This window comes from Noviherbaspirillum sedimenti (assembly GCF_003590835.1).
Classification (GTDB): Bacteria; Pseudomonadota; Gammaproteobacteria; order Burkholderiales; family Burkholderiaceae_D; genus Paucimonas; species Paucimonas sedimenti.
The window spans coordinates 1,279,941-1,293,014 of sequence record NZ_QYUQ01000002.1 but is presented as its reverse complement, the minus strand read 5'-3'; the positions used below and the strand labels follow the sequence as shown (position 1 = coordinate 1,293,014).

11 protein-coding genes are annotated in these 13,074 nt (G+C 62.7%); all 11 read left to right on the top strand.

Features of this window, described 5'->3' with window-relative positions; all coding sequences use genetic code 11:
• The first annotated feature begins 3 nt into the window (after positions 1-3).
• The 11 genes from D3878_RS06045 to D3878_RS05995 all read left to right on the top strand — a co-directional run bounded on the left by D3878_RS06045 (position 4) and on the right by D3878_RS05995 (position 13,067).
• Positions 4-372, top strand: coding sequence for a response regulator (locus D3878_RS06045; RefSeq protein WP_119784649.1), 369 nt, complete (start codon positions 4-6; stop codon positions 370-372).
• A complete protein-coding gene (locus D3878_RS06040; protein ID WP_119784648.1) occupies positions 369-746 on the top strand; it encodes an STAS domain-containing protein in 378 nt (125 codons plus the stop codon). The genes D3878_RS06045 and D3878_RS06040 overlap by 4 nt, the downstream gene beginning before the upstream one ends.
• Positions 736-2,910: a chemotaxis protein CheA gene (locus D3878_RS06035; RefSeq protein ID WP_119784647.1), complete on the top strand. Its 2,175-nt coding sequence runs from the start codon at positions 736-738 to the stop codon at positions 2,908-2,910. The genes D3878_RS06040 and D3878_RS06035 overlap by 11 nt, the downstream gene beginning before the upstream one ends.
• A 63-nt stretch (positions 2,911-2,973) precedes the next feature.
• Complete coding sequence (locus D3878_RS06030; RefSeq protein ID WP_119784646.1) at positions 2,974-4,629, top strand: methyl-accepting chemotaxis protein; 1,656 nt, start codon at positions 2,974-2,976, stop codon at positions 4,627-4,629.
• 12 nt (positions 4,630-4,641) lie between these two features.
• Entirely contained in the window at positions 4,642-5,214 is a 573-nt protein-coding gene (locus D3878_RS06025; RefSeq protein ID WP_199688251.1) for a chemotaxis protein CheW, read from the top strand.
• A 24-nt stretch (positions 5,215-5,238) separates the two neighbouring features.
• Positions 5,239-6,045: a CheR family methyltransferase gene (locus tag D3878_RS06020; RefSeq protein ID WP_119784644.1), complete on the top strand. Its 807-nt coding sequence runs from the start codon at positions 5,239-5,241 to the stop codon at positions 6,043-6,045.
• Between the two features lie 50 nt (positions 6,046-6,095).
• Entirely contained in the window at positions 6,096-7,181 is a 1,086-nt protein-coding gene (locus D3878_RS06015) for a protein-glutamate methylesterase/protein-glutamine glutaminase (RefSeq protein ID WP_119784643.1), read from the top strand.
• Positions 7,182-7,382: 201 nt separating this feature from the next.
• Positions 7,383-8,561, top strand: a complete 1,179-nt coding sequence (gene flhB, locus D3878_RS06010; protein WP_119784642.1) for a flagellar biosynthesis protein FlhB — start codon at positions 7,383-7,385, stop codon at positions 8,559-8,561.
• Positions 8,558-10,663, top strand: a complete 2,106-nt coding sequence (gene flhA, locus D3878_RS06005) for a flagellar biosynthesis protein FlhA (RefSeq protein ID WP_119784641.1) — start codon at positions 8,558-8,560, stop codon at positions 10,661-10,663. Before flhB ends, flhA begins: the two co-directional genes overlap by 4 nt.
• A 237-nt stretch (positions 10,664-10,900) precedes the next feature.
• The gene (gene flhF / locus D3878_RS06000) at positions 10,901-12,220 is read left to right on the top strand and encodes a flagellar biosynthesis GTPase FlhF (protein WP_119784640.1); all 1,320 of its coding nucleotides are present in this window, start codon (positions 10,901-10,903) and stop codon (positions 12,218-12,220) included.
• The gene (locus D3878_RS05995) at positions 12,213-13,067 is read left to right on the top strand and encodes a MinD/ParA family ATP-binding protein (RefSeq protein ID WP_119784639.1); all 855 of its coding nucleotides are present in this window, start codon (positions 12,213-12,215) and stop codon (positions 13,065-13,067) included. Before flhF ends, D3878_RS05995 begins: the two co-directional genes overlap by 8 nt.
• The last annotated feature ends 7 nt before the right edge of the window (positions 13,068-13,074 follow it).

Below are 13,074 nucleotides of genomic sequence, written 5' to 3'. Positions count from 1 at the left end.
AGCATGGCGAAAACCATCATGATCGTGGACGATTCCGTCTCGCTGAGGCAGGTCGTCAGTATCGCGCTGAAACGCGCGGGTTACGATGTGATCGAAGGGCGGGACGGGCAAGATGCCCTTAGCAAGCTCAATGGGCAAAAGGTCCATCTCATCATCAGCGACGTCAACATGCCGAACATGGACGGCATCAGCTTCGTCCGCGCGCTGAAGCAGATGCCGAGCTACAAGTTCACGCCGGTCATCATGCTGACAACCGAATCGCAGGAAGCCAAAAAACAGGAAGGCCAGGCCGCTGGCGCCAAGGCGTGGATGGTGAAGCCCTTCAAGCCGGAGCAGATGCTCGGCGCGGTGCAAAAGCTGGTGCTGCCATGACAAAGGCGGCAAATCCCGACAGCGGCGCGTCCGTGCTGCGCATCGAGGGCGAGATGAGCATATTCCGGGCCGCCGAACTCAAGAGCATGCTGCTGGCGTCGCTGGACAACTCGGCGACGCTGGAAATCGACCTGTCCGCGGTCACCGAGTTCGACACCGCAGGCGTGCAGCTGTTGATGGCGGCAAAAAAAGCGGCGCAGGCGCGGCAGCGCGAACTGCGCCTGACGGCGCATAGCGCGGCCGTGCTCGAGGTTTTCGAGCTGTTCGACCTGGGCGCGTATTTCGGCGACCCGGTCGTCATTCCGCCACAGGCGGCGCCGGCAACGGGCCGCGCCTCCGCCACTGCATCAGCGAGGGCTTCCAATGAATCTTGACAGTGCGCTGCAGACCTTCATCGTCGAAAGCCGCGAATTGCTGGAAGAAATGGAAAACGCGCTGCTGACGGTCGAACAGACGCAAGCCAGGGATGAGACGGTCAATGCGATCTTCCGCGCCGCGCACACTATCAAGGGTTCCGCCGGCCTGTTCAGCCTCGACCATATCGTCGCCTTCACGCACGTGGTCGAGAGCGTGCTCGATCAGGTGCGGGACGGCAGGATCGAGGTCGTGGATGACTTGATTGTCCTGCTGCTGTCATGCAGCGACCATATCGGGGCGCTGATCGATGCGGTGGAAAGCAAGCCGATCGGGACGGACGAGGCGACCGCGCAGCGCGGCGTCGCGCTCGTCGCGCAGCTGCGCGGCTTTGGGGCCGGAATCCAGCCGCAGGCGGAGTTGCCGGCGGAGCTGTCGGTGGTTGCGGCGCCGCCGGCAGCCGAAACCTTCGAACGCATCGACGGCGCGGCGGGCGAGCCTGACCAATGGCATATCTCCCTGCGCTTCGGCGGCGACGTGTTGCGCAACGGCATGGATCCGCTGTCGTTCATACGCTACCTGGGCACGCTGGGCAGGATCACCGGCATCGTTACCTTGCCGGACGCGGCGCCGGGCCTGGAAGAGCTGGATCCGGAGTATTGCTATCTCGGCTTCGAGATTGCGTTTGCGAGCGACGCCGACAAGTCGGCCATCGAAAACGTCTTTGAATTCGTGCGCGACGACTGTCATATTCGCATCCTGCCGCCGAACAGCCGGATTGCGGAATACATCCGGCTGATCCGCGAGCTGCCCGAAGAAAATGCCAGGTTGGGCGAAATACTGGTGCGTTGCGGCACCCTGACGCAGAACGAGCTCGACGCGACGCTCGATGCGCAATCGGCGCAGCCGGGCGACGCGCCGGCGCAACCGATCGGCGCGATCCTGGTCGAACAAGGCATGGTGCAGCCCGCCGTGGTCGAGGCCGCGCTGGCCAAGCAAAAGCATGTCAAGGAGTTGAAGGCGCAGGAAAACAGCTCGATCCGGGTCGATGCCGACAAGCTCGACCAATTGATCAATCTGGTCGGCGAATTGATTATCGCGGCGGCGAGCGCCAACCTGGTCGCGCGGCGCGCGCAGAACAACGAGCTGCAGGAAAGCACGTCGACGCTGTCCCATCTGGTCGAGGAGGTGCGCGACAGCGCGCTGCAGCTGCGCATGGTCAAGATCGGCGCGACCTTCAACCGCTTTCAGCGTGTCGTCCATGACGTGTCGCGGGAAACCGGCAAGAGCATCGAACTTTCCGTGAGCGGCGAGGAGACCGAACTCGACAAGACGGTCGTGGAAAAGATCGCCGATCCCCTGACCCACCTGGTGCGCAATGCGATCGACCACGGCATCGAAGCGGCGGACGCGCGCATCGCGCGCGGCAAGCCGGCCCAAGGCAGCGTCAAGCTCAACGCCTATCACGACTCCGGCTGCATCGTCATCGAAGTCAGCGACGACGGCGGCGGCCTGCGCCACGACAAGATCCTGGAGAAAGCGATCGAACGCGGCTTGATCGAGCCAGGCCGCAACCTTGCCGATGCCGAGATCTACAACCTGATTTTCGAGCCGGGATTTTCCACCGCCGACCAGGTCACCAACCTGTCGGGACGCGGCGTCGGGATGGACGTGGTGAAGCGCAACATCGCCGCGCTGCGCGGCAGCGTCGAGGTCAGCAGCGTGGAAGGCGCTGGCACGACGGTCACGGTGCGCCTGCCGCTTACGCTCGCCATCATCGACGGCTTCCTGGTCGGACTCGGCAAATCGGTATTCGTCATCCCTCTCGATATGATCGAAGAATGCGTCGAATTTTCGGCGGAACCCGGCCACGACTACACCAACCTGCGCGGCGAAGTGCTGCCGTTCATCCGGCTGCGCGAATTGTTCAAGGTGGAAGGCGCGGCCGGGCGCCGCCAAAGCATCGTGGTGCTCAAGCACGCCGGCCGCAAGGCCGGATTGGTGGTGGATAACCTGCTCGGCGAATTCCAGACCGTGATCAAGCCGCTCGGCACGTTGTTCAACCGGGTCGATTGCATCAGCGGCTCCAGCATACTCGGCACCGGTGAGGTGGCGCTCATTCTCGATGTCACCGCCTTGTTCAGGACCATAGAAGAAAAGGACACGCGGCAGATGGCCGCCTGAATCAGGGAAGATTTTGCAAATGGATAGTTCACATCTGGTTGTTAACAATAGGGAGTAATCATCGTGTTTTCGAACGTGAAAATCGGAGTAAGGCTGATAGTCGGATTCGTGCTGGTTGCGGCGATCAGCATCGTGGTGGGCGCCATCGGCATTTCGAATGCAAGCAAGCTCAGCGACATGTCCGACGAAATGTATCTGAATGAATTGCTTGGACTATCCTACATCAAGGAAGCCAACATCAACCTGATCTATATCGGGCGTGCACGTTCGAATTTTCTTCTTGCTACCTCGCAGGAAGAGAGGGAGCGTCATTTGGCTTCGCTCACTAAGTCCAGCACCGCAGTCAAGGAATACCTGGACAAGGCCAAGCCCTTGTTCGTCACTGACCGCGCAAAGGAAATTTTCGCCTCGTTCGAAAAAACCCAGGAAGAGTATCAAAAGGAAATGCAACAAGCCCTGACGCTTGCGGCGGCCGAGAAGTTACAGCAGCGCAGCGAGGCATTGACCCAATCGCTCCAGGCCGTCCGCAGCAAGGAAAATGCCTTGGATGACATGATCACTGAATTGACCAAGCAAAAAGAGGCGCGGGCGAAAGCCAATGCGGCGGAAACGACGCTCATGTACGAACGCAGCCGGACCTTGATGAGCAGCGCAATCGCAATTGGCGTGCTGTTAGGGCTCGCCCTGGGATTTTTCATCAGCCGCAGCGTGACGCGCCCGCTGGAGCGGGCCGTGGGAGCGGCCGACCGCCTGGCCGAAGGCGATTTGACGGTGAAGATCGAATCGACCGCCAAGGATGAGACCGGTCAACTGCTGCAATCGATGCAAAAAATGGTCGAAAAACTCTCGCAAGTAGTGGCGGACGTCAGCGGCGGCGCCCATGCGCTTGCCAATGCTTCCGAGGAAGTGAGCGCAACGGCGCAATCGCTGTCACAGGCTTCCAGCGAACAGGCCGCCGGTGTGGAAGAAACCAGCGCGTCGATCGAGCAGATGACGGCATCGATCTCGCAAAACACCGAGAATGCAAAAGTTACCGACGGCATGGCCAGCAAGGCGGCCAAGGAAGCCATGGAAGGCGGCGAAGCAGTCAAATCGACGGTCGCGGCTATGCAGCAGATCGCCAAGAAGATCGGCATTATCGACGACATCGCTTACCAGACTAACTTGCTGGCCTTGAACGCTGCCATCGAGGCGGCGCGCGCCGGCGAACACGGCAAGGGCTTTGCGGTGGTGGCCGCCGAGGTGCGCAAGCTGGCTGAACGCAGCCAGGTGGCGGCGCAGGAAATCGGCGAAGTCGCTGCCAGCAGCGTTGGCCTGGCCGAGAAGGCGGGCAAGCTGCTCGATGAGATGGTGCCGAACATCAAGAAGACTTCCGACCTGGTGCAGGAAATCACGGCGGCGTCGGAAGAGCAGTCGTCCGGGGTCGCCCAGATCAATTCGGCGGTGGGGCAACTGAGCCAGACCACCCAGCAAAACGCCTCGAGTTCGGAAGAACTGGCGGCGACGGCGGAGGAAATGAGCAGCCAGGCGGAACAATTGCAGCAGACCATGGCCTTCTTCAAGCTGGAAAAAGCCAGGAACGCGCAATTTGCGCCGGCGCACAAAACCGCCCAGGCGCAAAAGGCGATGTCCAGAAACCCTGGCGGCGTCAAGATGGCCGGCAATCTTGTGCTGGCCGCTACGTCCGAATTGGACGAGGCACAATTCAGCAAATACTAAAGGGACGCCATGATGAATGCACTTGTTCAGACTGATGGCAGGCGGGCTGCGCCGGCGCTTGCCTCGGCACAGCAGCTTATCGCGGAGAAGGCCCAGTACCTGACATTCATGCTCGGCGGCGAGGTATTCGCCATCGGCATTCTGGCGATCAAGGAAATCATCGAATATCGCGGCTTGACCGAGGTGCCGATGATGCCGGACTGTATCCGCGGCGTGATCAATCTGCGCGGCGCGGTGGTGCCGGTGATGGATTTGTCGGCGCGCTTCGGCAAACACGCATCCGAGATAGGCAAGCGCACCTGCATCGTGATCGTCGAAGTCGATACCGGCGAGGAGCGCCAGGACATCGGCGTGATCGTCGATGCGGTCAATGCGGTGCTGGAGATCGCCGCATCCGAGATCGAGCCGCCGCCGGCGTTCGGCGCAAGAATCCGCACCGATTTCATCCAGGGCATGGGCAAGGTCGACGGCAAATTTGTCATCCTTCTCAACGTCAACCATGTGCTGTCGGTGGATGAGGTGGGGGTTCTGGCGGAAATGGGCGCCAGTGTGCAGGCGAGCCAGGCTGCCGCGGCGTCGGCCTAGCTGTTGCCAGAACAGCCAAGCGCGATGGACGCCATGAGCATCACCGATCAAGAGTTTATCCAGTTTCAGCGATTTATCTACGATGCTGCCGGCATCAGCATGTCATCCGGCAAAAAAGCCCTGGTCAGCGGGCGCCTCGCCAAGCGCGTGCGGCAATGCAATCTGAGCAGCTACGGCGAGTATTTCCGCCTGCTGGCAAGCGGCGACGCGCCGGCCGAAGTGCAGACGGCGGTCGATCTGCTGACCACCAACGAGACTTACTTCTTTCGCGAGCCGAAGCATTTCGATACGCTGCGGGAGCATGCGCTTGCGGCCCGCAGGCGCGTGCAAACCTTCCGGGTATGGAGCGCGGCTTGCTCGACTGGCGAAGAGCCCTATAGCATCGCGATGGTGCTGGCGGATTGCCTGGCCAACGGTCTTTGGGAGGTGCTCGGTTCGGATATCAGCACTCGCGTGCTGCAGCGCGCCTGCACGGGGCATTATCCAACCGAGCGGACCGGGCATATCCCGCCGTCCTATCTGCAGCGTTTCTGCCTCAAAGGCGTCGGCGAACAGCAAGGCACCCTGCTGGTGGCGCGCAGCCTGCGCGCCAAGGTGCAGTTCATGCAGGTCAACCTGAATGCGCCGCTGCCGCAACTTGGCATGTTCGACGCGATCTTCCTGCGCAACGTGATGATCTACTTCAATGCCGAAACCAAACGCCAGGTGGTGAGCCGCGTGCTGTCGCAATTGAAGCCCGGCGGCATTTTTTGCATCGGCCACTCGGAGAGCCTGAACGACATCACCGATGCGGTGCAAGCGATCGCCCCATCGATTTACCGCAAGCGCTGAGCCGATGCGGCGCAAGAAGAACCGGATCAGCGGAAAATAAGGAAGCAGGCATGAACCGCATCAAAGTCATGGTCGTGGACGATTCCGCCGTCGTGCGCCAGGTGCTTACCGGCTTGCTCGGCGCCGATCCCGGCATCGAGGTCACTGGCGCCGCCGCCGATCCGCTGCTGGCGATGGAAAAGATGAAAGCCTGCTGGCCCGACGTGATCGTGCTGGACGTCGAAATGCCGCGCATGGACGGCATCACCTTTCTCAGGAAAATCATGCAAGAGCGGCCGACGCCGGTCGTGATCTGTTCCACGCTGACGGAAAAGGGGGCGCAGACGACGATAGCGGCGCTTGCCGCCGGCGCGGCCGCGATCATCGCGAAGCCCAGGCTCGGCCTCAAGCAATTCCTCCACGACGCTTGCGACGATCTGGTTGCGGCAGTCAAGGGCGCGGCGCGCGCCAACGTCAAGCGCTTGATTCCGCGCGCCGAATCCATGCCGGCGGCGCCGCTCAAGCACACGGCGGACGTGATCCTGGCGCCTGGCGCGAATCGCGCGCTGATGCAAACCACCGAACGCGTGGTGGCGATCGGCACTTCCACCGGCGGTACGCAAGCTTTGGAAGAGATACTCGTGTCGCTTCCCGGGGTGTCGCCCGGCATTGTCGTCGTGCAGCATATGCCGGAGAAATTCACCGCCGCGTTTGCCGCGCGGCTCGACGGCTTGTGCCAGGTCGCCGTCAAGGAGGCGCAAAACAATGACCGCGTCATCCAGGGTAGGGTGTTGATTGCGCCGGGCGGCAAGCACATGCTGCTGCGCAGCAGCGGCGCGCAGTATTTCGTCGAAGTGGTCGATGGTCCGCTGGTGAACCGGCATCGGCCTTCGGTCGATGTGCTGTTCCGTTCGGCGGCGAAGTGCGCCGGCGCCAATGCGCTGGGCATCATCATGACAGGCATGGGCGACGATGGCGCGGCCGGTTTGCTGGAGATGCGCAAGGCCGGCGCGCATACGATTGCGCAGGACGAGGAAAGCTGCGTGGTGTATGGCATGCCCAGGGAAGCGGTCAAACGGGGTGCGGTGGAGAAAACGGTGCCGCTGAACGGCATCGGCAGGGTGATAGTGCAGCAGCTTTCCGCTTTCACGGCATGAAATCGCGCGTAACTGACATAAGATTGCATATTCGCCAGGCAGGCGCCATTTGAAGGGTGCGACACGGGCGCCAGTGAAATGCGGGCGGTTTTCCTGCCTGTTCCCTGGATTGCCAAGCTCCCTTCTCGACAATAATTCTCCCCAATGGCTGGTTAGTGCTTCATCTCGATCGCACGGCACAGTCAGCAGGGGGAATCGGCCATGGCCGACGACAGCGATCTCGAAAGAACCGAACCGGCCTCGCCGCGGCGCCTTGAACAGGCGCGCGAAGAGGGCGACGTTCCGCGTTCGCGCGAGCTGGCCACCTGCACCGTGCTGATGGCTGCCGGGATCGGCATGTGGGTGTTCGGCGAATCCATGATGCGGCCGTTGCAGCGCCTGCTGGTCGCTGGCCTGTCGTTCGAGCGCGCCCAAGCCTTCGATCCGGAACTCTTGCTGGCCGGCCTGGCCGCCAGGCTGGGCGAAGTATTGCTGGCATTCGCGCCGCTGGCCGTGCTGCTGCTCGTGGTCGCGGTAGGCTCGCCGCTGCTGATCGGCGGCTGGCTGTTTTCCACCAAGTCGCTGCAGCCGAATTTCGGCAAGCTCAATCCGATGAAGGGCATTGGCAACATGTTTTCCGCCAATGCCGCCATGGAACTGGCCAAGGCCATCGGCAAGACCATCCTGGTCGGCGCCGTTGCCTGGATGGTGGTGTCCAGCCAGATCGATGCGGTGATGGGCCTGGGTGTCGAGTCGATCAAGAACGGCACGGCGCACCTCGGCCACATCCTGCTGGTCAGTTTTCTTTCCATCGTCGGCGCTCTGGTGGCCATCGCCCTGATCGACGCGCCTTACCAGATGTGGCACTACGCCAACAAACTGAAGATGACGCGCGAAGAGCTGCGCCAGGAAGCCAAGGAGTCCGACGGCAATCCCGAAATCAAGGCCAAGATTCGCCAGCAGCAGCGCGAGATGGCGCGCCGCCGCATGATGAGCGAGATTCCCAATGCCGATGTGGTGGTGACCAATCCGACCCACTACGCGGTCGCCCTGAGGTACGCCGATGGCAAGATGCGGGCGCCGCAAGTGGTGGCCAAGGGCGCCGACGAAGTCGCCGCCAGGATCCGCGAAATCGCCAAAGAAAACAACGTGCCGCTGCTGGAAGCGCCGCCGCTGGCGCGCGCGCTGTTCCGCCACGCCGAACTCGGCGATGAAATTCCCGAAGCCCTTTACACCGCAGTGGCCGAGGTGCTGGCTTACGTGTTCCAGCTGCGCATCTATCGCCAGCAGGGCGGCGCCCGCCCCAATGCGCCCACCGGCCTCGAGGTGCCGCCCGAGCTCGATCCGCTGAACCCGCTGAACACGTCAGGGCAGGCGCCCGCTAATGGAGTGATGCAATGAATAGCCTGAAACTGCCGCTGTGGATGTCTGGCGCGAACTCGAAGGCGCTGGCAGCGCCAATCCTGATCATCATGATGCTGGCGATGATGGTGCTGCCCCTGCCGGCGTTCGTGCTCGATATGTTCTTCAGCTTTAACCTGGCGCTGTCGATCATCATCCTGCTGACTTCCCTGTACACCATCAAGCCGCTTGACTTCATGGCCTTCCCGGCCGTGCTGCTGATATCGACCATGCTGCGCCTGTCGCTGAACGTGGCTTCCACCCGCATCGTGCTCGCCGAAGGGCATACCGGCCCGGACGCCGCCGGCAAGGTGATCGAGGCCTTTGGCCACTTCCTGATCGGCGGCAATTACACGGTCGGTATCGTGGTGTTCGTGATCCTGACCATCATCAATTTCGTCGTGGTGACCAAGGGCGCCGGCCGTATCGCCGAAGTCGGCGCGCGTTTCGCCCTGGATGCGATGCCCGGCAAGCAGATGGCGATCGACGCCGACCTCAACGCCGGCCTGATCGGCGAGGCGGAGGCGCGCAGCCGCCGTCAGCAGGTGTCGCAGGAAGCTGAATTCTATGGTTCCATGGATGGCGCCAGCAAATACGTCAAGGGTGATGCCATCGCCGGCATCATCGTCACGCTCGTCAATGTCATCGGCGGCCTGATCGTCGGCATGCTCCAGCATGACATGGCTTTTGGCGACGCCCTGGAAAACTATACGCTGCTGGCGATCGGTGACGGCCTGGTGGCGCAAATTCCTTCACTGGTGATTTCGGTGGCGGCCGGTATCATCGTCTCGCGCGTGGCCAGCGACGAGGACATCGGCACCCAGCTGATCAGCCAGCTGTTCGCCAAGCCGCAAGTCATGTACATCACAGCCGCGATTGTCGGCGGCATGGGCATCATTCCCGGCATGCCGCACATCCCCTTCATTTTCCTGGCATCGCTGCTTGCTGGCGGCGCCTACATGATTTCGCAGCGCGCCAACCAGGCCACGCAGTCCATGCAGGAGGCGCCAGAGGCGGCCGCGGCAGCCGCCGCGGCGGTGGCTGCCCCGGAAGGCGAGGAAGCATCCTGGCAGGATATCGTGCCGGTCGACACCCTCGGCCTGGAAGTCGGCTACCGTCTGATTCCGCTGGTGGACAAGGGGCAGGGCGGCGAGCTGCTGCGCCGCATCAAGGGCATCCGCAAGAAATTTGCCCAGGAAGTCGGTTTTCTTTCGCCGCCGGTGCACATCCGCGACAATCTGGAATTGAAGCCTTCCGCCTACCGCATCACATTGAAGGGTGTGGAAGTCGGCAGCGGCGAGGCACATGCCGGGCAGTTCCTGGCGATCAATCCCGGTATGGTCAGCGGCACCTTGCCGGGCGCTGCCACCACCGATCCGGCCTTCGGCCTGCCAGCGGTGTGGATCGACGCCGGCATGCGCGACCAGGCCCAGGCGATGGGGTATACCGTGGTCGATGCCGGCACCGTGGTGGCCACCCACCTGAACCACCTGATCACCACGCATGCGGCCGAGTTGCTGGGTCGTCAGGAAGTGCAGCAATTGCTGGATCATCTTGGCAAGGAGTCGCCGAAACTGGTGGAAGACCTGGTGCCCAAGCTGCTATCGATTTCGACTTTGCAGAAAGTGCTGCAGAACCTGCTGATCGAAGGCGTGCACATCCGCGACATGCGCACCATCATCGAGATCCTGGCCGAATTTGCGCCGCAGCTGCAGGACCCCAATGAGCTGACCGCACAGGTGCGCATCGCCCTGGGTCGCGCCATCGTCCAGCAGATTTTTGCGTCGTCCAACGAACTGGCGGTCATGACCCTGGACAATCGCCTGGAGCGCCTGCTGATGCAGGCCCTGCAGACCAGCGGCCCGGATGGCGGCGGCATCGAGCCGGGCCTGGCCGACACCCTGGCGATGCAGACAGCGAACGCGGCGCGCCAGCAGGAACAGATGGGACTGACCCCGGTGCTGCTGGTGCCGGGACCGTTGCGCGCGTTGCTGGCGCGCTTCCTGCGCCGCGCGATTCCGCAGCTGAAGGTGCTGTCGCACGCCGAAGTGCCGGAAACAAAGACGATCAAGGTGACCAGCCTGGTGGGCAATATGGCCTGACGTGCAAGCGGCGGCGCATGATGGACGGCTCGCAAGCGATGTGGCCGAAATGCAGGGGGATTACCCGGCTATTCCCCCGATAGCCAGCGCCACTTCCAATCAATAATCCTGTTAACCCATATTGCAAAGTCCGGCAATGCATACGCAGTGCGGTACTACCGAGTCATGACTGCTTATCGCGATCCGGCTTTTTGTAATCAGCACCATTGAAGTTACCAGCCTAGTTGGAGGCCAAGCATGAACGTAAGAAAATTCACCGCAACTACATCCCGTGAGGCATTGCGCAAGGTGCGCGACGCCCTCGGCGCGGACGCCGTGATCCTCTCCAACCGCAGCATCGACGGCACGATCGAGATCCTGGCACTGGCGCCGGAAGACATGTCGGCGCTGGCGGAACCGGTGGCAGATATGCCGGCCGTGGCGCCTGCACCCGCTCTCGCACCCGCGCCAACTCCCATGATTTCGCAATCGACCCTGGCGGCGCTGGCGCCGCGCCATCTGGCCGAGAACAATCAGGCAGCACGCCTGGCTGAATCTCTCAGTGCCGCGCGCGAGATGAACGCAGCGGCCGAACAGTCGGCCGCCAGCGAACTGGGCAAGGTGATGACCGAGATCCGCGCCATGCGCGGCATGCTGGAGTCGCAACTGGCGGAGATCGCCTTCAGCAGCCAGCAAAAGCGCGAGCCGGCGAAGTCGGCGGTCATGCGCGAAATGCTGTCGGCCGGCTTTTCCGCCAGTCTGGCGCGCTTCCTGACGGAAAAAATGCCTGCCGGCGCAACGGTGGCGGCCGGCATGCACTGGGTTCGTTCGATCCTGGCACGCAACCTGGCGTCGATCGATAACGAGAACGACATCCTCGACCAGGGCGGCGTGTACGCACTGGTGGGACCGACCGGGGTCGGCAAGACCACCACCACCGCCAAGCTGGCGGCACGCTGCGTGATGCGCCACGGCGCCGGCAAGCTGGCGCTGATCACGACCGACGGCTACCGTATCGGCGGCTACGAGCAACTGCGCATCTACGGCAAAATCCTGGGCGTCATGGTGCATTCAGTCAAGGATGAAACCGACCTGAAGATCGCCCTGGATGAATTGCGCAACAAGCACACGGTCTTGATCGATACCGTGGGCATGAGCCAGCGCGACCAGATGGTGGCCGAGCAGGTCGCCATGCTGTCGGGCACCGGCTCCCAGGTCAAGCGCCTGCTGTGCATGTCGGCCACTTCGACCGGCGAAACGCTGAGCGAGGTGGTGCGCGCCTATCAGGGCGGCGGACTGTCCGGCTGCATCATGACCAAGCTGGACGAGGCGGCGACCATTGGCGGCGTGCTGGACGTGGCGATCCGCCAGAAGCTGAAAATGTATTATGTGGCCAACGGCCAGCGCGTGCCGGAAGACCTGCACGTGGCCAACAAGGATTACCTGGTCGACCGCGCCTTCAAGCTCAAGCGTGAAACCGCACCGTTCCAGTTTCAGGATGCCGAGTTGCCGATGGTGGTTGCCAATGCGGCGCGCGGCATGAACGACGCCAGCCTGCGCGAGGTGTCCCTTGGCTAACTTCCGCAACGACCAGGCTGAAGGCCTGCGCCGCATGCTGGCGGGGCCGCGGCCGCGCGTGTTCACCTTCCTGTCGGCGTTGCCAGACGAGGAAAAAAATGCGATGCTGGTGAACCTTGGCGCTTCCCTGGTGCGCGCCGGCAGCGAAGTACTGCTGCTCGATGCGCGCGCGAGCACCGGCGGTATCGCCGCGCGGCTGGATGCGCCGCGCCGGGCCAGCCTGCTGGATGTGGCGCGCCAGGAGGGCAGGATGGCTGAACTGGTGCAGGCCATGCCGCAGGGTTTTGGCGTGGCCAGGCTGGCACATGCGACATTGCAGGCGCGCGCGCAGTTACAGGCGGCACCGCAGGATGACTTGCTGATGCGTCGTCTCGGCCAGAATTTCGACGCGCTGGCGCAGCAACACGATATTGTGGTGGTCGATGGCGAACTTGGCGCCGATGACGGATTCGCGCTGCCGGCGCTGGCTGGCGGTGAAATCGTCGTGCAGGTCACGAACAGCGCCGCGTCCATCAAGGCGGCGTATGCGATGATCAAGCGCCTGAGTGCCACGCTCGGACGGCGGCCATTCAGCGTGCTGGTGAGTGGCGTCGGCGAGCGCGAAGCGAAGCTGGTGCACGAGAATATCGCGCAGGTTGCCAGCCGTTACCTGGCAACCCAGGTGGCATTGCTGGGTTCGGTGCCGGCCGACGAGCACCTCGGTCGCGCCGCCAGGCTCGGGCGCAGCGTGGTCGAGGCCTTTCCGCTGGCCGGCGCGTCGCTGGCGTTCCGCAAGCTGGCCGGGCGTTGCTCGATGGGGGACGTGGCGGACATGGCGCCGGCGGGCGGCATGCGGATGGCGGGTTAAAAAAAGG

What these genes read in the sequence shown, in the direction of transcription:
- flhA (WP_119784641.1), top strand. Translation starts at nt 8,558, where the DNA reads ATGAATAGCCTGAAACTGCCGCTGTGGATGTCTGGCGCGAACTCGAAG.
- D3878_RS06025 (WP_199688251.1), top strand. Translation starts at nt 4,642, where the DNA reads ATGAATGCACTTGTTCAGACTGATGGCAGGCGGGCTGCGCCGGCGCTT.
- flhF (WP_119784640.1), top strand. Translation starts at nt 10,901, where the DNA reads ATGAACGTAAGAAAATTCACCGCAACTACATCCCGTGAGGCATTGCGC.
- flhB (WP_119784642.1), top strand. Translation starts at nt 7,383, where the DNA reads ATGGCCGACGACAGCGATCTCGAAAGAACCGAACCGGCCTCGCCGCGG.
- D3878_RS06020 (WP_119784644.1), top strand. Translation starts at nt 5,239, where the DNA reads ATGGACGCCATGAGCATCACCGATCAAGAGTTTATCCAGTTTCAGCGA.
- D3878_RS06035 (WP_119784647.1), top strand. Translation starts at nt 736, where the DNA reads ATGAATCTTGACAGTGCGCTGCAGACCTTCATCGTCGAAAGCCGCGAA.
- D3878_RS06040 (WP_119784648.1), top strand. Translation starts at nt 369, where the DNA reads ATGACAAAGGCGGCAAATCCCGACAGCGGCGCGTCCGTGCTGCGCATC.
- D3878_RS06045 (WP_119784649.1), top strand. Translation starts at nt 4, where the DNA reads ATGGCGAAAACCATCATGATCGTGGACGATTCCGTCTCGCTGAGGCAG.
- D3878_RS06015 (WP_119784643.1), top strand. Translation starts at nt 6,096, where the DNA reads ATGAACCGCATCAAAGTCATGGTCGTGGACGATTCCGCCGTCGTGCGC.